Source organism: Myxococcus sp. MxC21-1, from assembly GCF_032612255.1.
Lineage (GTDB): Bacteria > Myxococcota > Myxococcia > Myxococcales > Myxococcaceae > Myxococcus > Myxococcus virescens.
Genome location: NZ_CP123278.1, coordinates 8,689,321 through 8,707,725, shown reverse-complemented (window position 1 = coordinate 8,707,725; position 18,405 = coordinate 8,689,321). Strand labels below are relative to the sequence as shown.

Annotated in this window: 13 protein-coding genes and 2 pseudogenes; 9 read left to right on the top strand and 6 right to left on the bottom strand. The window is 70.1% G+C overall.

What is annotated here, in order from left to right; genetic code table 11:
* Positions 1 to 56: 56 nt before the first annotated feature.
* Genes QEG98_RS39245 through QEG98_RS39230 form a run of 4 tightly spaced genes read left to right on the top strand, consistent with a single transcriptional unit; the run spans position 57 to position 6,547 of the window.
* Complete coding sequence (locus QEG98_RS39245; protein WP_316564977.1) at positions 57 to 2,924, top strand: FG-GAP-like repeat-containing protein; 2,868 nt, start codon at positions 57 to 59, stop codon at positions 2,922 to 2,924.
* Complete coding sequence (locus QEG98_RS39240) at positions 2,921 to 3,694, top strand: hypothetical protein (protein WP_316564976.1); 774 nt, start codon at positions 2,921 to 2,923, stop codon at positions 3,692 to 3,694. Before QEG98_RS39245 ends, QEG98_RS39240 begins: the two co-directional genes overlap by 4 nt.
* 7 nt (positions 3,695 to 3,701) lie before the next feature.
* On the top strand, positions 3,702 to 5,369 hold the full coding sequence (locus tag QEG98_RS39235; protein ID WP_316564975.1) for a GH3 auxin-responsive promoter family protein: 1,668 nt from the start codon (positions 3,702 to 3,704) through the stop codon (positions 5,367 to 5,369).
* Entirely contained in the window at positions 5,366 to 6,547 is a 1,182-nt protein-coding gene (locus tag QEG98_RS39230; RefSeq protein ID WP_316564974.1) for an aromatic ring-hydroxylating dioxygenase subunit alpha, read from the top strand. Before QEG98_RS39235 ends, QEG98_RS39230 begins: the two co-directional genes overlap by 4 nt.
* A 13-nt stretch (positions 6,548 to 6,560) precedes the next feature.
* Here QEG98_RS39230 and QEG98_RS39225 read toward each other — a convergent pair whose 3' ends face one another.
* A complete protein-coding gene (locus QEG98_RS39225; protein WP_316564973.1) occupies positions 6,561 to 7,907 on the bottom strand; it encodes an ATP-binding protein in 1,347 nt (448 codons plus the stop codon).
* Between the two features lie 281 nt (positions 7,908 to 8,188).
* Here QEG98_RS39225 and QEG98_RS39220 point away from each other — a divergent pair, with 281 nt between their 5' ends.
* Complete coding sequence (locus QEG98_RS39220) at positions 8,189 to 8,314, top strand: hypothetical protein (RefSeq protein WP_316564972.1); 126 nt, start codon at positions 8,189 to 8,191, stop codon at positions 8,312 to 8,314.
* A gap of 46 nt (positions 8,315 to 8,360) precedes the next feature.
* Here the strand turns inward: QEG98_RS39220 and QEG98_RS39215 are convergent, their stop codons facing one another.
* Entirely contained in the window at positions 8,361 to 8,759 is a 399-nt protein-coding gene (locus QEG98_RS39215; protein ID WP_316564971.1) for an ATP-dependent DNA helicase, read from the bottom strand.
* Between the two features lie 264 nt (positions 8,760 to 9,023).
* Here QEG98_RS39215 and QEG98_RS39210 point away from each other — a divergent pair, with 264 nt between their 5' ends.
* Positions 9,024 to 9,443 (top strand): 2TM domain-containing protein, encoded by a 420-nt coding sequence (locus QEG98_RS39210; protein ID WP_090493709.1) that lies wholly within the window; start codon positions 9,024 to 9,026, stop codon positions 9,441 to 9,443.
* Between the two features lie 13 nt (positions 9,444 to 9,456).
* Here QEG98_RS39210 and QEG98_RS39205 read toward each other — a convergent pair whose 3' ends face one another.
* The gene (locus QEG98_RS39205; protein WP_316564969.1) at positions 9,457 to 10,434 is read right to left on the bottom strand and encodes a UDP-3-O-(3-hydroxymyristoyl) glucosamine N-acyltransferase; all 978 of its coding nucleotides are present in this window, start codon (positions 10,432 to 10,434) and stop codon (positions 9,457 to 9,459) included.
* Between the two features lie 303 nt (positions 10,435 to 10,737).
* Here QEG98_RS39205 and QEG98_RS39200 point away from each other — a divergent pair, with 303 nt between their 5' ends.
* Together QEG98_RS39200 and QEG98_RS39195 are read left to right on the top strand one after the other, a co-directional pair.
* Entirely contained in the window at positions 10,738 to 12,192 is a 1,455-nt protein-coding gene (locus QEG98_RS39200; protein WP_316564968.1) for an MATE family efflux transporter, read from the top strand.
* Positions 12,193 to 12,255: 63 nt separating this feature from the next.
* On the top strand, positions 12,256 to 14,064 hold the full coding sequence (locus QEG98_RS39195) for a hypothetical protein (RefSeq protein ID WP_316564967.1): 1,809 nt from the start codon (positions 12,256 to 12,258) through the stop codon (positions 14,062 to 14,064).
* Positions 14,065 to 14,069: 5 nt separating this feature from the next.
* Here the strand turns inward: QEG98_RS39195 and QEG98_RS39190 are convergent, their stop codons facing one another.
* Positions 14,070 to 15,176, bottom strand: coding sequence for a hypothetical protein (locus QEG98_RS39190; protein ID WP_316564966.1), 1,107 nt, complete (start codon positions 15,174 to 15,176; stop codon positions 14,070 to 14,072).
* Positions 15,177 to 15,386: 210 nt separating this feature from the next.
* On the opposite strand from QEG98_RS39190, the gene QEG98_RS39185 reads away from it, so the two are divergent.
* On the top strand, positions 15,387 to 15,590 hold the full coding sequence (locus QEG98_RS39185; RefSeq protein WP_140795974.1) for a hypothetical protein: 204 nt from the start codon (positions 15,387 to 15,389) through the stop codon (positions 15,588 to 15,590).
* A 69-nt stretch (positions 15,591 to 15,659) separates the two neighbouring features.
* Here the strand turns inward: QEG98_RS39185 and QEG98_RS39180 are convergent.
* Both QEG98_RS39180 and QEG98_RS39175 read right to left on the bottom strand, forming a co-directional pair.
* Positions 15,660 to 17,332, bottom strand: a pseudogene (locus tag QEG98_RS39180) (ABC transporter permease).
* A pseudogene (locus QEG98_RS39175) lies at positions 17,329 to 18,374 on the bottom strand (ABC transporter substrate-binding protein). Before QEG98_RS39175 ends, QEG98_RS39180 begins: the two co-directional pseudogenes overlap by 4 nt.
* Positions 18,375 to 18,405 lie beyond the last annotated feature (31 nt).

Sequence of the window (18,405 nt, the reverse complement as noted above, 5' to 3'; positions counted from 1 at the left end):
CACGGGGCACGCTCCGCACGCGCGCGGCGACGCGCTTCGGCGGGAGGCGGGCTTCCATGAGCGTTGGTCCCGGGGTGAGCCCGGCTGCACAGGTGTACATCCCGCAACACACGGCGCCGCGCGTCGAGCGCTGGGGTTGGGTCTGGCCTCGTTGGAACGACCCGCGCCTGCCCTTCGCCTTCCTGCTGACGCTCTACGGCGTGCTCGGCTTCACCTTCTTCGGCTTCAACCGCAGCCCGTGGCAGATGGCCGCCATCGTGGTGACGGGCAGCGCGCTGGACGTCGCGCTGGGTTGGGGGCTGAAGCGGCAGAAGGTCGTCCCCCTGAGCGCGTACATCTCCTGCTGCTCGCTGGCGCTGCTGCTCAACTACTCGCATTCGAGCTGGCTGCTCCTCCTGCCGGTGTGGATCGCCATCGGCTCGAAGTACGTGCTCACCTTCCAGGGGCGCCACGTCTTCAACCCGTCCATGTTCGGCGTGGCCATGTCGCTGCTCTTCACGCGCGAGCTCATCACCGCCGCGCCCGCCTACCAGTGGGCGAACGGCGAGGTGGCCCTCTCCGCCTTCATCCTCATGGCGGCGCTGGTGCTCTTCTTCTTCCGGGTAGGGCGCGGGTGGCTGGTGGTCAGCTTCCTCTTCTTCTACGCGCTCCAGACGGCGCTGCGCGCCTATGTGCTCCGGCACCACCTGCCGCCGGAGGTCCTCTTCCTCGGTACGCTGGGCGCGCCGTCGTTCTTCATCTTCGTCTTCTACATGCTCACCGACCCGGCCACGTCTCCGGGCACGCGGCGCGGGCAGATACTGCTGGCGCTGGCGGTGACGCTGGTGGACCTGGTGCTGCACTTCAAGGAGAGCGTCTACACGTTCTTCTATGCGGCCCTCACGTGCGCCACGGTCCGCTTCCTCTTCGTTCACGCGCGAGCCGCCTGGCAGCGCGGGTGGCGCGAGTCGCTGAGCACGCTGGTGTCCTCCGGCTGGCTGACGCGCGCGGCGGTGGTGGGCGGGCTGGGAGGTCTCATGATGGGTGGCTACACCCTGGCCGCCACGCCCGGCGTCCGGACCACGCCGCTGGACTTCCGTATGGAGCGCGTGGAGGCGCGGGCCGCGGGGCTCGACTCCACCATGGGCAACACGCTCGAGGAGCTGGACCCACGGCTGGGGCACGTCGCGAAGTGGCTGGTGGCGGTGGGGGATTCCGTCGCCGTGGGGGACTACGACGGGGATGGCCGGCCGGACCTGTTCCTCACGCACCCGCTGGCGCGGCCCGAGGACCACGCAAGCCTCTATCGCAACCTCGGCGACCTCCGCTTCGAACGGGTGCCCGTGCCCGCGCTGGAGCGCTTCGCCACGCGCTACAAGGAAGAGGGACTGCCGGGCGGCGGCACCTTCGTGGACTGGGACGGTGACGGCGACCTGGACCTCGCGGTGGCGGTGGCCTTCGGGCCCGTCCGGCTGCTGCGCAACACGCTGCGCGAGACGGGCACGGCGGGCTTCGAGGACGTGACGGAGGCCGCGGGCGTGACGGACCACGCGGTGAGCCTGGGCCTGACCTTCCTGGACTATGACCGGGACGGGCACCTGGACCTCTTCGTGCTCAACGTGATGACCACGCACCTGCCGGGCTACGAGCCGCCGGTGCCGCTCAACCTCTTCCGGCTGCCCGAGCCCGAGCACCCCGACGACCGCCGCATGTTCCGCTTCATGCATGACGGCTGGCACAACGCGGCCAACGGTGGGCTCAACGCGCTCTATCGCGGCAAGGGAGACGGCACCTTCGAGAAGGTGGACATCGCCGCGATGGGCATGCCGGAGACGCACTGGTCGCTGGCGGTGAGCACGGTGGACTTCAACCGCGACGGGTGGACGGACCTGTACGTGGCCAACGACTTCGGGCCGGACGACGTCTACCTCAACGAGGGCGGCAAGCACTTCCGCCGCGTGGCGGGCCGGCTCTTCGGCGAGATTGGAAAGGACACGTACAAGGGCATGAATGCCTCCGTGGCGGACTTCGACCGCAACGGCTGGTTGGACCTGTACGTCTCCAACGTCCACCACTCGCTCCAGGCGGAGGGCAGCCTGCTGTGGATGGTGGGCCCCGGGAAGGACGCCTTCACGCCGGAGTTCCGGGACGAGGCCACCTTCCGCGGCGCGCTCAACGAGCGGCGCTTCGGCTGGGGCGCGGCGGCGGGAGACCTGGACAACGACGGCTGGCCGGACCTGGTGCAGGCCAATGGCATGGTGGATGACCGCCTGGACGCGGCGCGGTGGCGCATCCCCGACGGCCAGCGCAAGGACTACTGGTACGTCAACCACAAGCTGATGCAGTCCGGCCCGGAGGTCCACACGTACGCGGACAAGTGGGGCGACATCCGGGGGCGCACCATCTATCCGAATGAAGCGCGCCGCGCGTACCTCAACCTGGGCGACGCGAAGCCCGGACACTTCGTGGACCTGGCGCGCGAGCTCGGGTTGGATGACCCGGACAACTCGCGAGGTGTGCTGCTCTCGGACCTGGATGGGGATGGCGACCTGGACGCGCTCATCACCAATCAGCACGGGCCCGTGTCGCTGTATCGCAACACGCTGCGCTCGGAGGGGCGTCAGGATGCGCACTTCGTAGGGCTCTCGTTGGTGGGCCACGGTGGGCGCACACACCGGAGCGCGGTGGGCACCCGGGTGGTCGTCTCCTACGAGGAGGCGGGCAAACGCGTGGAGCAGGTGCAGGAGGTGGGGTTGATGGGAGGCTTCTCCGCATCGGCGGACGCTCGGCTGCATTTCGGGCTGGGCCGGTACTCGGGGCTCGTGACGGCGCGGGTGCACTGGTACGGGGGCGACGTGCAGGAGGTGTCGCTGTCGCCGGACCGCACGCATGAGCTTCGGCAGCCTCCTGACGCGGAGGTGTTGCAGGGGAGTGCCCGGCCATGATGTCGCCGCTCAAGGGTTCGACGGTGCGGCGTGATGCGCTCACGGAGGCGCAGCGTGGGCAGATGCTGGCGCTGATGCAGCTCTGCTACACGGGCGTGTCGCCGGAGCGCTTCGCCGAGGACCTGGACGCCAAGCAATACGTCATCCTCCTCCACACGCGGCGAGGCGGGGAGTTGGTGGGGTTCAGCACGCTGCGCGTCGCCGAGGAACTCGCGAGCGGGCAGCGGGTGGAGGTGGTGTATTCGGGCGACACGGTCATCCACCCCGACTGGTGGGGTCACAAGGTGTTGCAGGTGTGCTTCGGGCGCTTCGTGCTGTCGCGCAAGCTCCGCCATCCCCTGCGCCCGGTGCACTGGCTGCTGTTGAGCGCCGGCTTCAAGACGTACCTGCTCGCGGTGAACTACTTCCCCAGGACGATGCCTCGGCGGGACTGGACGCCGCCTCCCGGCCGCGCCGACTTTCTGCAAGCGCTGGCCGCCCGCTGGTTCGGCGCGCAGTACGACGCGTCGCGAGGCACGCTCCGTTTCCAGGGCGCGCACTACCGCGTGCGGGATGGCGTCGCGCCCATCGACCGCGCGGCGGCGCTGCACCCCGACATCGCCTTCTTCGCCGAGCGCAATCCGCGCCATGGCGAGGGCGAGGAGCTGGTGTGCCTGGTGGAGATCCGCTGGTGGGACCTCTTCCTGGCGCTGGGGCGGAGCGTGTCCGGACAGCTTCGCGGCTGGGCCCGGCGAGGGCTGCGGAACGCCGGTGTCCGCGTGGGGACGTGAGGCCGTCGTGAGTGCTTCCTCCCTGCCGCTGAGCGGCCTGCGGACCGTGCTCGCTCCCTCCGCGCTGCGCTTCTACCGGGCCTTGCGCCATCCGGAGGCCGCGCAGGCGGTGTGTCTGCAGCGGGTGCTTCGTTCGGCCGTGGGCAGCGTGCAGGCGGAGCGCATTCCTGGCTTCCACCGCATTCGCGACGCCCGTGACTTCCAGGCCGCCGTGCCGTGGGTGACACCGGACGCGCTGACTCCGGACGTGGAGCGCATCGCCGCGGGCGAGACCCGGGTGCTCACGCGTGAGCCGGTGCTGCGCTTCGAACTCTCTGGAGGCTCCTCGGGCGCCAGCAAGCGGGTGCCCATGACACGCGGGCTCCTGGCCGAGTTCCAGCGCGCCCTGGCCCCCATGCTCTTCGAGTTGCTCCACCGCCGGCCCGCGTTGCGCGAGGGCGTCAGCTACTGGTCCATCTCCCCACTGGCGCGAAAGCAGGCCCGCACGGCGGGCGGGATTCCCATGGGCAGCGCGGAGGACAGCGCCTACTTCTCGCACGTGCTGCGCCCCTTGCTGTCCCGCATCTTCGCGGTGCCCGGTGAAGTGGGGGCATTGCCGGATGTGGAGTCCTGTCGCTACGTGACGCTCTGGCATCTCGTCGCCCGCGAGGACCTGTCTCTCATCAGCGTGTGGAACCCCAGCTTCCTCACGCTCCTCATGGACGCGCTGGAGCGGCACGGGGAGCGACTGGCCGATGACCTGACGCGAGGGCGCTGCCGGCCGCCTGCGTCCGGCGCCGCGCACGATGAAGCCGCGATGCAAGCGGTGCTGGCCCGGATGCGCTTCTCTCCGCGCCCGGAGCGGGCTTCGCTGCTGCGTGAGGTGCTGCGAGGTGGCTGGAGCGCTCGCGCGCTGTGGCCTCGATTGTCGCTCCTCAGCATGTGGACGGACGGACAGGCCGCCCACGCACTGCCCGCCGCATGCCGCCGCTTTCCGGGCGTGGAGGTGCAGGGCAAGGGGCTGCTGGCCACGGAGGGCGTCGTCACCGTGCCCCTCTTCGATGCGCCCGCCCCCGTGCTCGCGGTGCGCAGCCACTTCTTCGAGTTCATCGACAGCGAGCAGCCCACCGCGCGACCGCGCCTCGCACACGAGCTGGAGCAGGGCCGCACGTACACGGTGCTGTTGTCCACCTCGGGCGGCCTGCTGCGCTACCGCCTGGGCGACCGGGTCCGCGTGGAGGGCTTCCAGCACGCGACGCCCTACCTTCGCTTCGTCGGCCGAGCGGACGCCGTTTGTGACCTGGTGGGCGAGAAGCTCGCCAGCACGCGCGTGGGGGCCGTGCTGGATGCCGTGCTTCCGGACTTCTTTGGCGGCGCGCGCCCCGGCTTCTCCATGCTGGCGCCCGAGTGGACTCCCGCGCCGTCCTACGTCTTGTTCCTGGAGACGGACGCCCCCGTCTCACGGCTCGCAGCCGCCGCGGAGGCCGTGGAGCACGCCCTCTGCGAGGGACACCACTACCGCTACGCGCGCGCCCTGGGACAGCTCGGTCCGGTGCGTGCCGTGCGCGTGGCGGACGGGGTTCGCCGCTATGAGGCTCGCTGCGTCGCGCTGGGCCAGCGCGCGGGCGACATCAAGCCCGTGGACCTGCACCGCCTGACGGGCTGGTCGGACCATTTCTCCGGAGTCGCTACATGAGACCGCCACTGCGACTGCACTCGCGCGACACCTCGCCCACCCCCAACGTGGACCTGGAGGCCGAAGCCGACCTCACGCGCTGTGGCGCGCTGAAGGACTTCTGGTACGTCGCGTGTCTCTCCGCCGAACTGAAGCCAGGCGAGCCTCTGGCGCGGACTCTCTTTGGCACGGGGGTGGTCCTCTTCCGTGACGTACATGGGCAGCCCACCGCTCTCCGGGACCGGTGTCTGCACCGCAACGCGCGGCTGTCTCGGGGCGCGGTCTTCAATGGCCACATCGGCTGCCCGTATCACGGCTGGGTCTACGACGCGTCGGGCGCCGTGGTGGAGGTGCCCTCGTTGGGGCCCTCGCAGCGAAGCGAGTTGCTCGACGCCGACGCCTGCGCGCGGGAGGGACTGGCGACCGCGCCCTGCGCGCTGGGACGCCTGACGCGCTTTCCCACCGTGGAGCAGGATGGCCTCGTCTTCGTCTACATGGGCGGCGCCGAGCCCGCGCGGTCCGCGCCGTTCCGCGTGCCCTACTGGGACCAGGAGGGGTGGACCGTCTACTTCATGGTGACGCGCTTCCCGAACGGGGTGACGAACCTCGTCGAGAACTTCATGGACGTCCCGCACACGCTCTTCGTGCATCCGGGCTGGTTCCGCAGGCCCGCCAGCAAGCGCGTGCCGGCCACGGTGCGGCGCACGGCGGGCAGCGTGTTGGTGACGTACAAGCAGGCACAGGACACCGTCACGGGCCTGGGCCGGCTCTTCAATCCGCGCGGATTGCCGCTGCTCCACACGGACAAGTTCTACGTCCCCAATGTCACGCGCGTGGACTACCTGTGGGGCGAGCACGGCTTCGTCATCAACTCGCAGTGCACGCCCATCGGGCCCACGGACAGCCTCGTCTACACGGCCATCAGCTATCGGTTGCCGGTGGATGTCCCCGGTGCGCTGGTGGGGCGCGCCATGATGCCGCTGGTGCGGTGGTACACGCGGCAGGTCATCCAGCAGGATGTGGTCATCATGGACATCCAGCGCGAGGCCCTGCTGGACGGCCCGGGTGGAGGCGTCTACTCCGGCACGGAGGCGGACCTGCACCACGCCGACATCGAGGCGTATCGCCGCTGGCTGCGGGATGGCGGCCAGGGCTCGGGGCCCGAGGACGCCGAGCGCGACATGGCCTTCTGGATTTGAGTCCGCCGCCGCGCTACTGCGGACGGTAGGGCAGCTCCACGATGAAGGTGGCGCCCTGGCCCAGCTCGCTCTCCACGCGGAGGGTGCCGCCGTGCGCCACCACGACCTGGCGGGCCGCGTAGAGCCCCAGGCCCAGCCCTCCAAAGGCGCTCGAGGGAACGGCGCGTTCGAAGCGGTGGAAGATGCGCTCCTGGTGCTCGGGGGCAATGCCGATGCCGTGGTCTCTCACGAGGATGCGTGCGTGGTCCGGCGCGCCGTCCACCCGCACCTCGATGGGGCGGCCCTTGCCGTACTTGAAGGCATTGACCAGGAGGTTGCCCACCACCTGCTGAATCCGCAGCGGGTCCCACACGCCTTCGATGGGGACCTCCGCCCTCAACTGGATGGGGCAGTCCGCCTCGGCCGCCGGAGTCATGGCGCGGGCAACCGTTTCCCGGACGAGCCGCGACAGGTCGAGCGGCTCCATCATCAAGGGCACCTGGCCCTCTCCTATGCGGGAGACGTCGAGCAACCCATCGATGTGCGTGGCGAGCCGCTCGGTATGGCGGATGGCCTTGTCCAGCCGCTCCAGCAGGCGTCCGCCACCATCCTTCCGCGCTGCCGCGGAGGGGAGTGATTGGAGTTGGAGCTGGAGCGCGGTCAGGGGCGTCTTCAGCTCGTGGCCGGCCAGGGCCAGGAATTCATCCCGGCGATGGAGGGCCTCGAGGAGGGCCTGCTCCGCCTGCTGCCGCTGCTTGACTTCCGCCTCCAGTGCCTGGGCGCGCTGCTGGAGGAGGCTGACCTCTCGCAGCCGTCCTTCCGTATCCGCGAGCCGAGTGTAGCGCTCGGTGGGAATGACGTGTGCGTGCGCCTTGCAGACATCGAGGAAGGGCCGCGCGTGCGCCGCCTGGCCGAAGTGGCCGATGGCGTAGGTGCACAGGAGGGACAGGGGGTACAGCACGCTGAGGTCATTCCACAGTGCCTCCAACTCCACCGCCACGTCCGGCATCCCATCCAGGCAGAGGACATCCACCATCTCGCCGTAGGCGCGGACCTTGGCGCCGGGGCGCGCGGCCGTGCGGCTGTGCTCAATCACGGTACCGATGACTTCGCGGAAGCGCTCCCAGTCCGGGCGCCCCCCCACCATGAAGCGCGCGAGTGTCTCACGGGCATCGAGCAGGGTGAGTTGCCCGCTCGCGATGACCGCCGCGGTGTCCACGCCCGCGGCCACCAGCCGCGCGATGAGCTGCTGCCGGTGGCTCGTCTGGGCGATGATGATGAGCGGGTCTCCTCGTTCGAGCCCGCCCGTGATGTAGGCCTCGACGATGTCGATGACGATTGCCTCGTCCTCATAGAACTGGACCGTGTGGGCATGCTCCAAGGGATACCCGACGGGGGTTTCGCTGGCTGGCTGCCGGTGGCTGCTCCCGAGAGCTGCGGCGTCGGATGGAGGCATCGTCCTCACCATGTGCGTGGGCGCCTCATTATTCTGTCGGGGCCTTTCGACGCGGAACGACCCCCGGGGGCAGTGGAGCGCACGGAAGCCGTCACTGGTGGGCTGGCGCGCTTGACTCGGGTTCACCGCTGAAAGGCGCAGGCGGCTGTCTGGGGCAGCAAGTTCCTGCAAGCGGTGGCGGCGCGTGGATTGAGCGCCTGGAGTTCGTGCACCGGCCGTCGTTCCGGGCAAGGGGGCCGCGCCATGCGCGCCGCGAGTCGCTCACTACGGAGGAGGTGGGCCGGCACGGCGTGGACCTGCTCCACCGCTGGGTTACGCGGATGCGCGACTGATGCGTCCACCCCACGGGGGCTGTCCGTGGGGCGGATGCGCTGGAGCCTATCCGCGCCGAGAGCTGCTCGCGGAGCGCCCGTGCATGGGATTGCCGCGGTTCCAGCGCGCGCGCTCCTGCCGCTCACGCTCCAGGCGGGCGATGCGTTCCCGCTCCTGGCGCTCGCGCTCCAGGCGGGCGATGCGTTCGCGCTCCTGCCGCTCACGCTCCATGCGGGCGATGCGTTCGCGCTCCTGGCGCGCGCGCTCCAGGCGAGCCAGCCGTTCCCGCTCCAGCCGCTCGTTCTCCGCGCGCTGCCGCGCGGCATCCACGCTGCCACCCCGTGCCCAGGCCTGGGTGTTGTTGGGGGCCTGGATTCCGGAGGCGCCATGCACGCCCTGCGCGAGGACTGGGCTTCCGACGGACATTGCGATGACCACAAGCACCCGCATCAGCTTTCCGCGCATGACTGCCTCCCGTTCATGGCCACCGTGGCCTTGTTTCGTCGTCTTGCTTTTTCTGACGGGAGGCCCCGGGAGGAATTCAGTCCCCTTCAATTACGGCCGCGGGACGCGCCCCCTGCCACGGGCGCGCGTCCCGGAGCGTCACTCACGGATAGAGCGACTTGAATCTGGCCCGGGCTTCCGTAGCAGCCGATTTCGATTTCCTGGTGGGCATGGGGGATTGCTTCTCTTTTCGTGGCGGATACGCCGCGCTAGCGTCCCAGTCCCATGGCGGACACACGGCAGCGCAGTGCACCTCCGAGTTTTTCCCAGAACGAGGCCGCGGACATCATCCGTGAGGCCACGGCTCGCGCGTTGGCGGGCAAGGACGTAGATCGCTCGCTCACCCGGGAGGACCTGCTCGCCATGGCCCGGGAGATGGGCGTGAGCGAAGCCGCCGTGGAGAGCGTCATCTCCGCGCGCGCGGGACGTGACAAGGCGCAGCGCCGCATGCGCAGGGCCTACATGGGCCTTGCGTCACACGCGACGAGCTACACCATCGTCATGGGAGGGCTCACCTTCATCGACCTGTTTTCGGGGCCAGGCTGGTGGGTGCAGTACCCCGCCATCGGCTGGGGCATGGGACTGGCGTTCCATGCCATGGGCACGCTGCTCGCGGCCTTCAATCACGCGGACAAGCAGCGGTGAGCCGGCGCGCGCCCTAGCCGATGCGCCGCAGCCCCGGCAGGTCTTCTGGCCGCAGCGCCCAGCGGGGCACCGGCGGCAGGGACGCCAACGTGCCCGTCTGCGTCGCCGGGAAGCCTTCGATGTGCGCACCATCCGCGAAGGCGCTGCCCTGCTTCACCAGGCTGCCCGCGCCCACGAAGCTGCCGCGTCCCAGCCGCGTTCCGTCACAGAGGATGGCACCCGGCTCCACCACGGTGTTCGCGCCGACGTGACTGCCATGCACCGTGCAGCCCGGACCGATGATGGCGCCGTCCTCCAGCGTCAGCGTGTGGTCCGACAGCCGGTGCAGCACGGTGTTGGCCAGCACCTGCACGCCCGCGCCGATGCGGACTGGACCATTGCCATCCCCGAGGATTTTGACCCCGGGGCCAATGATGCAGCCCGGGCCGATGATGACGTCCCCTGTCACCTCGGCCGAGGAGAAGAGGGTGGCGGTGGGGTGCACCAGTGGGTGCTTGTCGCGAAACGTATAGAGCTGTCCCATGGGAGCGTCCTCTGCGCGATCTCTCGCGGAGAATGCGGTGAGTGGCTGGCCCGGCAGGTCGAGGCTTCCGCCGCGGCGCTTCCGGAGCCGTTCCAGGTCATCCGCGGTGGTTCGACGGAGAATGCGGCCGGGGCGGCCCACGACGACGGAGTCGTCCGGCACCACGGTGCCCGCTGGAATGAGCGTTCCTTCCGCCAGCAGGCAGCGCGTGCCGATGCGCGCGCCGGGCATGAGGATGGAGCCACCTCCCACATTGCAGAGCGCGCCGACCTCCGCGCCGATTACGACGCTGCGGTGGTCCAGGAAGGTACGCTCTCCCACCGTGACGGGCTGCTGCGGCAGTCCGATGATGACACCGTTCTCCAGCACGGCCGAGCCGGCGCCCAACCGCACGGCGCCTTCGTGCGAGCGCACCACCGCGCCTTGCGCGATGTTGGCTCCCGGACCCAGGTGGAGAGTTCCCAGCACCCGCGCGCTGCTGGAGAGGCTGAAGTGCGCGCCCCCCGACAGGCACCGCGGGCGCACTTTCGTGCGGCAGGCTGATGACCATTGACGCGGCACCCTACACCCACGCGCTCGACGGCCCGACGGCCCGACGGCGCAGGTAGGTTGTCCAGCGTCCGACGCTCTCTGGGCCGGGCCTTGCCCTGGGGGCGGTTGCCCGCTCGCCGCGCAGGGGGCCTGGAGGGGAGAGGCGTCAGGTGTCATGGGGTATGGCGTCCCTGGACCTCTTTCGGCCTTCCTGACAGAAGGGCGCCAACGGAGGCAGGCATGTCTGAGTCATCCCCGGTCCGGTTCGAACCCGTTCCGGCGGAAGCAGGAGGTCCGCCCGAAGAGGGGCCTCAGGGGTTCTGGGCTTCGGTGAAGGAAGCCATTCACGGGACCGAGAGGGACCTCACCCGGCTTCCAGTTCGCAGCGCCATCTTCCTGCTCGCCGTACCGATGGTGCTGGAGATGATGATGGAGTCCGTCTTCGCCGTCGTCGACGTCTTCTTCGTCGGCCGGCTGGGGGCGGACGCGGTGGCGGCGGTGGGACTGACGGAGTCGCTGCTCACCATCATCTACGCGGCGTCCGCGGGGCTGAGCATCGGCGCCACGGCGCTGGTGTCCCGCCGCATCGGTGAAGGCGACCCGGAGCGGGCCGCGCGCACGGCGGTGCAGGCGGTGGGGCTGGGCGTCGTGTTGTCCATCCCGGTGTCGGTGGCGGGCGTCTACTTCGCGCGGCCGTTGATGGCGATGATGGGCGGCTCGCCGTGGGTGCTGGAGCACGGCATCCGCTACACGCAGGTGATGCTGGGCGGCATGGGCAGCGTCCTGCTGCTGTTCCTCATCAACGCCATCTTCCGCGGCGCGGGGGACGCGGCCATCGCCATGCGCGTGCTGTGGCTGGCCAACGCCATCAACATTGTGCTGGCGCCGCTCCTCATCTTCGGCGTGGGGCCCTTCCCGGAGCTGGGCGTCATGGGCGCCGCGGTGGCCACGACCTTCGGGCGCTCCTGCGGCGTGGTGTACCAGCTCTACCGGTTGGCGCGGGGCTCCGGCCGGCTGCGGCTGCGGCGCGAGCACCTGCGCCTGGAGCCAGGGACGATGCTGGCCATGCTGCGGATGTCGGGCGCGGGCACGGCCCAGGCGTTGGTGGGCACGACGAGCTGGGTGGTTCTGGCCCGCATCGTGGCCACGTTCGGCAGCGCGGCGGTGGCGGGCTACACCATCGCGTTGCGAATCGTGCTGTTCGCGCTGCTGCCCTCGTGGGGGCTGAGCAACGCGGCGGCCACCATGGTGGGACAGAGCCTGGGCGCGGGAAAGCCGGAGCGGGGCGAGCACGCGGTGTGGACGGCGGGGCGCATCAACGCCGTCTTCCTGGGCTCGCTGGGGCTGCTGTTCGTCCTCACGGCCAATCCCGTGGTGGGCATCTTCACGAACGACGCCGCGGTCATGAAGGAAGCGGTGCTCGCCCTGCGCATCCTCAGCGCCAGCTTCCTGTTCTATGCTTTCGGCATGGTGTTGACGCAGGCCTTCAACGGAGCAGGGGACACCACCACGCCCACCGTGCTCAACATCTGTTGCTTCTGGCTGTTGGAGCTGCCCCTGGCGTGGGTGCTCTCCGGCCCCCTGGGCTTGGGGCCGCCGGGGGCATTCCTTTCCATCTCGGTGGCGTTCTCGGTGATGGCGCTGGTGGCCGTCGTCCTGTTCCGGCGCGGAACCTGGAAGCACCGGGTGGTCTGAATGGGAGGGCGGAACGTCATGGTCCATGCACGGCGTTCCGCCCGGTCCCCGGGGCTGCTTCCGGTGGTCCTGCTCCTCGTCCTGGGGCTGGCTTCGTGCCACACCGTGGAGATGCCCGGGGATGAGGTGGCCTGCGCGGGGCTGCGGTGCACCGCGGGCACCTGCTTCTCCAACGCGGGGCAGCCCATGTGCCGCTGCGGAGCGTGGGAGCGGGCCGCGGGGCTGACGTGCTCGGTCGCCGCCTTCACGCAGCCGGATGACCATGGGGGCTCGCCTGACAGCGCGACAGTGCTGACGCTCCCCATGTCGCCCCAGGAGGGCCGTATCGACGAGGGCCGGCGGGAGGCGATGCTGGACAGGGACTTGTTCGCCGTCACCGTGGAGGCGAGCGGCCTGTATCGCTTCTCGTGCACGCGGCTGATGCTGGTGGAGTGCCGGGTGCGGTTGCTGGATGTGGCTGGGAACGCCCACGACATGCCTTCCGCTGTCGAGGGGGCGAGGGTGTCGTGGTTCCCCACGCTCTCCGAGGGCACCTGGTACTTCGAGGTCTCCAGCAGGGACGCTTACGGGCGCTACACGTACGAGCTGGCGTCGCTGGGCGTGGACGACCATGGCGATACGTTGGAGGATGCCACCGTCCTGGAGGCCGGCTCCGGCACGTCGTTCCCCATGCGGCTCTCCTCGCCCTTTGACGCGGATGTGTTCACCTTCCGCTCGCGGGTGGGGCATGGCTACCGCTTCATCTGTGAGCAGGCGCCCAACCCGTTCCTTCAATTGACGCTGCAGTCCGCGACCGGCTTGCTGATGGATGCGGTGCAGGGCACGTCAGGGGAGCCGCTCACGGTGAGCCTGCAGGCGACGTCCGAGCGAGACTGGCTCCTGATGTTGGCCGCCGACCATGGCACCTTCCCGGTGGATGCCGCCTGCCGCTTCGAGGACCTGGGGCCCGATGAGCATGGCGACACACTGGCGACCGCCACGCCCGTGACGCCGGGTGTCCCGGTGGCGGTCACCCTTCAGTCGCGTGATGACGTGGATGTCTTCTCCTTCACGGGGGAGCCCGGGCATGTCTACACGGTGCGGACGGAAGGGGCCGGGCGGTGGTCGGCCCAGGTGGTGGACGAAGAGGGCGCGAACGTGGCGCTCACGACGACCGACCAGTTGCGGGTCCGCATGAATCGCTGGGGCACCTACTCCCTTCGCGTCCAAGGAGGGACTCCCTGGGAGCATTCCTTCGTGCTGACGCTGGTGGATGCGGGAACGGATGACCATGGCGATTCTCCAGAGACGGCGACATTCATCTCCCCGGGAACCACCATCACGGGCCGCTTCGACTCACCTCAGGACACGGATGCCATCGCCTTCGACACCCAGGCACGTGCCATCTATCTTGCGTCCTATGCGCCGTTCGCCGACCTGTCCCTGAACCCGCGAGGCGCCGTGGGCATCCTGGGGTTGGAGGGAGGCCGCCATCTCTTCAGCGCGAGGGACGCCCGGCAGGTCACCTTGATGCTCCAGCCCCTGAATGGCGTGGAGGGTTTCTCCCTGACGCTGGAGGAGGTGGCCATCGATGACCATCCGGACTCCAGCGAGGATGCGCAAATCCTGGAGCTGCCGGCTTCGAGGTCCGGCGTGGTCCAGTCGGCCGTCGACACGGACGTGTTCTCCGTCTGGCTGGAGGAGGGGCGCGCGTACCGGCTGGGCCTGGACGCTGGCACGCTCCGCGCGACGCTCATCGCGCCTGGTGGTCTCCTGGCGAATCTGCGGGACGGACGGTTCGTGGCGAGCCGGAGCGGTCTCCATACGCTGTTTCTCGCCGGTGCTTCCGGCCTGGAGCAGGTCCCCTGGCGCTTCACGCTCCAAGCGGAGTGAGTGCGTCAGGGCAGGCAGATTTCAAAGCCGGTCCGCCCGGCGGGGAAGGTGTCCCGGGGACGTGAGGCGGGCGTCACGGCGTAGAGGTGGAAGTCGAGGCGCCGCTGGAGGAAGCCCTTCAGCGCGGGCGCCAGCGGGTCCAGTTCGTCCTGGTACAGCGTGAAGAAGTGGAAGCCCTGGCCGTGAAAGTCCGCGTACACCCGCTCCACGAGCGCGCGGAAGACGGCCGGGTCTTCTCCGCGCACGCTGGTGTTGCAGAGATAGAAGTAGCGGAAGTCATTTCCCGGCGCAGGCAGGCGCGGCGCGCGGAGCGCGGTGGCCAGCGTGTCCCAGCCCCACCGCACCCAGCGCATGCCTCCACGGTAGGCATGGACGCGGTAGCGCTTCACGGCCTCCGGGTTCCAGGCGGTGGTGCAGCCCACCAGCGCGCCGGTCGCGTCGAAGGCCAGATAGGTGTCTTCGATTCGCAGCCCGGGCCAGTGGGCGAGGCGGTGCTCCAACTCGCCCGTGTCGAAACGGTAGCCGAAAGGACGCGCGCGGTGGTCGGCGTCCAGCAACGCCGAGACAGCGGGGACGTCCGCGGGCGTGGCGCGCCGCACGGTAACGGCGCTTCGCCGGGGACGGCGGCGGAGCAGGAACTGGATGGACACGGCGGAGAAGCGACGGAGCAGGGTGTAGTGCGGCTGGCTCACACGCCCGGGCCGCCGCCGCACGAGCGCATGGAGCGCGGTGGCATTGGAGGCCATGACGGCCGTGAGGAAGGTGTCCACACCCAGGCGCTGGGCGCTCTCCTCAATCATGGGCCCGTAGAAGCGCGCGAGGCCGCGGTTCCGGCGCGCGGAGAAGCGGGTGCGCAGGTCTCCCAGGTAGCCCACCCGGCACGGACGGCCCTCCAGCCAGCCATCGCGCACATGCACGGCGCCCATGCCGTCCAGCCGGCCGTGCTCGCCGTGGACCCAGACCTCCGTCTCTCCGCGCTGCATGGTGTAGAGGCCGAAGTAGTCGGGCGCTCGCTGTGCGGAGAGGACCAGGTCTCCCTGCATGGGCACCGTGCCGAACAGGTCGAGCAGCGCGGTGTTGTCGTCACGGGTGGCGCGTCGAAAGTTGCTCATGCGGCGGTGACGGAGTCTACCCTGGCCGCCGCCGTTTGCCGTGAGTCCCTCGGCTTTGGCGCGACGGTGCTTCGAGGTCGTGTCCGAAACACCATGTCGCTGTGTGTCAGGAAGTCTGCTGTTGTGTCGCGGAAGCACGCGGCGTGTGGATTGGCTGCCTCGTGTCTGAGTTTGGAGTTAGGCTGAGGGCTCCCCGAAAGGAGTCACGCGATGAAGAAGAATGGAATTGCGATGCTGATGGCGCTGGGTGTGGGACTGGCGGCGGGTTTCGGAATGGCGTTCATGCCGTCCACGGCCGAGGCCAACGCGCCTGAATTCACCCAGTCCATCTGTGAGCGCAACTCGGACTGTGACCACTTCTGTGGCGAGGGATTCGGGCACTGCATCCGGGGCATGTACTGCGCGTGCATGTAATGGCGAGCAGGTCCTGAAGGCATCGCCAGGAAGCCGCCGGCTCCCTGGCGATGTCGGACACCTCCGCCATCACCGCGTGTCCAAGGGCCGCCGGGTCAGCAGCGCGAGCAGCGCCTGTCCCACCACCACCAGCGCGATGAAGGCACATGCCAGCACCGCGGCGGCGGCGGGGTCCGCGTAGCTCTGGAGTTCGAACAGCAGCGTCCCGAGCACCTCGGTTCCCGCGGGCACGAGCAGGACGGACATCGTGATTTCCGTCGCGCATGCGAGGAACGCCAGGACGAAGGCCGCGGTGAGCGCCGGCCGCAGCAAGGGCAGGGGCGCATCCACGAACGCGCGCCAGGGGCCGGCACCACTGACCCGCGCGGCCTCGGTGAGCGAGGCGTCCAGTTGCGCGAGCGCCTCCTCGCTGTTGCGCGCGCCCAGCGCGAGGTACTTCGCCACGTAGGCGATGAGCAGCAGCCACGGCGTGTGTGCCAGCGCGAGCACGAAGGCGACGCGGTCCAGGAGGATGAAGCGCAAGTCCCGGGAGAACGCGAGCAGCAGCGCCAGGGCCAGCACCGTCCCCGGCACCGCGTAGGGCCATACGGCCAGTGCCTCCACGCCCGTGCCCAGGCGGCGCAGCTCGCGTCGCAGCACCGCCGCCGCGAGCCCCAGCCCACACACCAGGACACCCGCGCCCGCCGCCAGCAGGACGCTGCGCCCCGTGGCGTGCAGCGTGCGCGGCTCCAGCAGCACACCCGCCCAGTGCGTCAGCGTCAACGTCTCCCAGGTCAGCGCCGCGCCGAAGCTGCGCTGGAGCGACGTGAGGAGGATGGCCCCCAGCGGGAGCAGGACCAGCACCGCGGCCGTCAGGCTCACCGCGCCCAGGACGAGCCGCGTGCGCGCCCCAGCAGGAAGGGACGGGACGACAAGCCCTTGCCCGCGCTGAGGCGGACGCGGCCGGCCCGGCCCAGCGCCCAGGTCACCAGCATCGCCATGGGGGCGAGCAGCAGCAGCGGCGTCGCCAGTTGCGCGGCGCGCGCCAGGCCCTCGTCACCGCCCATCAGCACCAGTTCATAGATGCGCGTGGTGAGCACCCGCGTGGGCGGTGAGGCCGACACGCCCAGCAGGTACGGAACGCCGAAGGACGAGGCCGCCATGAGGAACACCATCACCGCGCCCGACAGCAGGGAGGGCAGCGCCAGCGGCAGCGTCGTCGTCAGCAGCGCCCAGGGCGTCGACGCTCCGCAGACGCGCGCGGCTTCCTCCACCGCCGGGTCCACGCGCCGCAGGGCCGCCGCGCCCGCCAGCAGCACCAGCGGGAGGCCCGACACGCCCTCCACGAAGGCGATGCCCGCGGGGCCGTAGATGTCGAAGGTGTCATCGCCGAGCAGCCGGTTGAGGTACCCCGCGCGAGGGCTCGCGAGCGACAGCCAGCCCATGCCCCAGATGAACGCGGGCACGGCGGAGGGCAGGGTGAACAGCACCGTGAAGGCCCCGCGCAGGGGCAGGTCGGTGCGTTGCAGCACCAGCGCCAGTGGCGTTCCCAGGACGAAGGCCAGCACCGCCGCGCCCGTGGCGATGAGCAGCGTGTTCCCCAGCGCGCCACCTTCGGCGAGCAGCCAGTCCAGGCCGCCCGTCCCGGAGTGGCCCAGGCCTCGCCAGAGCAGCGCGGCCACCGGGAGCACGGAGAAGCAGAGCACCGGCACCAACCACAGGCCGAGCCCCAGCCATTGGGATTTGGGGGCCGCCGCGCTCATTGTGAGAAGGCCTGGCGGAAGCGCTCCTTCACGGCGCCGTCCTGTGTGAGCCCGCGCTCGAGCAGCTCGAGCGTCCAGGGCGCGCGCGCTCCAGCAACTCCGAGACACCGGCCTCTCCCCGAGGGCCCGCGAGCCTGGGGTCCACCGCGTGCATGTCTCCCTTCTCCACGATGATGCGCTGGCCTTCGGGCGACAGCAGCACGTCCACCACCGCCTTCGCGGCGACGGGGTTGGGCGTCGTCGCGAAGAGGGCCGCGGGGCCAGGGATGACGACCGCGCCATCGACGGGCCACACCACCTGGATGGGACTGCCGCGGGCCTGGGCCGCGAGCGCGTTCTCCAGGAGCAGCACGCCCGCATCCGCCTCGCCGCTCTCCACCTTCTGGAGCACCGCCGCGTTGCCTCCCGCGACGATGGCGCCTCGCTGGCGCAGCCCGGGGAAGAAGGACTCGCCGTACTTCGCGTCGCAGAACACGGCCCAGGTGAAGGCGGTGCCCGACGTCAGCGGATCTCCAATCGCCACACGTCCCGTCCACGGTCCTTCCGCGAGCGCCGCGAAGGAGGTAGGCGGCGGTGGCCCGTCCTGCCGGTGCACCAGGACCATGGTGGACAGGCGCAGGGCTGCGTAGCGCGCGTCCAGGTCCACCAGGGCGCGGGGCACCCGGAGCACGTTGGGCGAGGCGTAGCGGAGCAGGGCGCCTTCACGGGCCAGCCGCTCGTAGAGGAACGGGTCCGACGTGGCCAGCAGGTCCGCGCGGATGGCCCCGGCGGCGCGCTCCGCCTCCAGCCGGCTGGCCACCTTCTCACTGCCTGCCTGATACCAATGCACCCGGACGTCCGGGAGCCGCGCCTTCAGCAGCGGCTCCAGCGCGTCCAGGACGTGCCGGTACATGGACGTGTAGACCCAGACGTCTCCGGAGGGCGTGCCCTCGCGCGCCAGCGTGGGCCCGGCCGCGGGCGCGGCGGACTCGATGCGGCAGGCGGCGAGCAGGACGAGCGCGGCGGCGACCCCCGCGGCCCGGAGCAGCATGGGCAGGGACATGTCCCTGCGATTATGCGGCACGCGCGCGCCC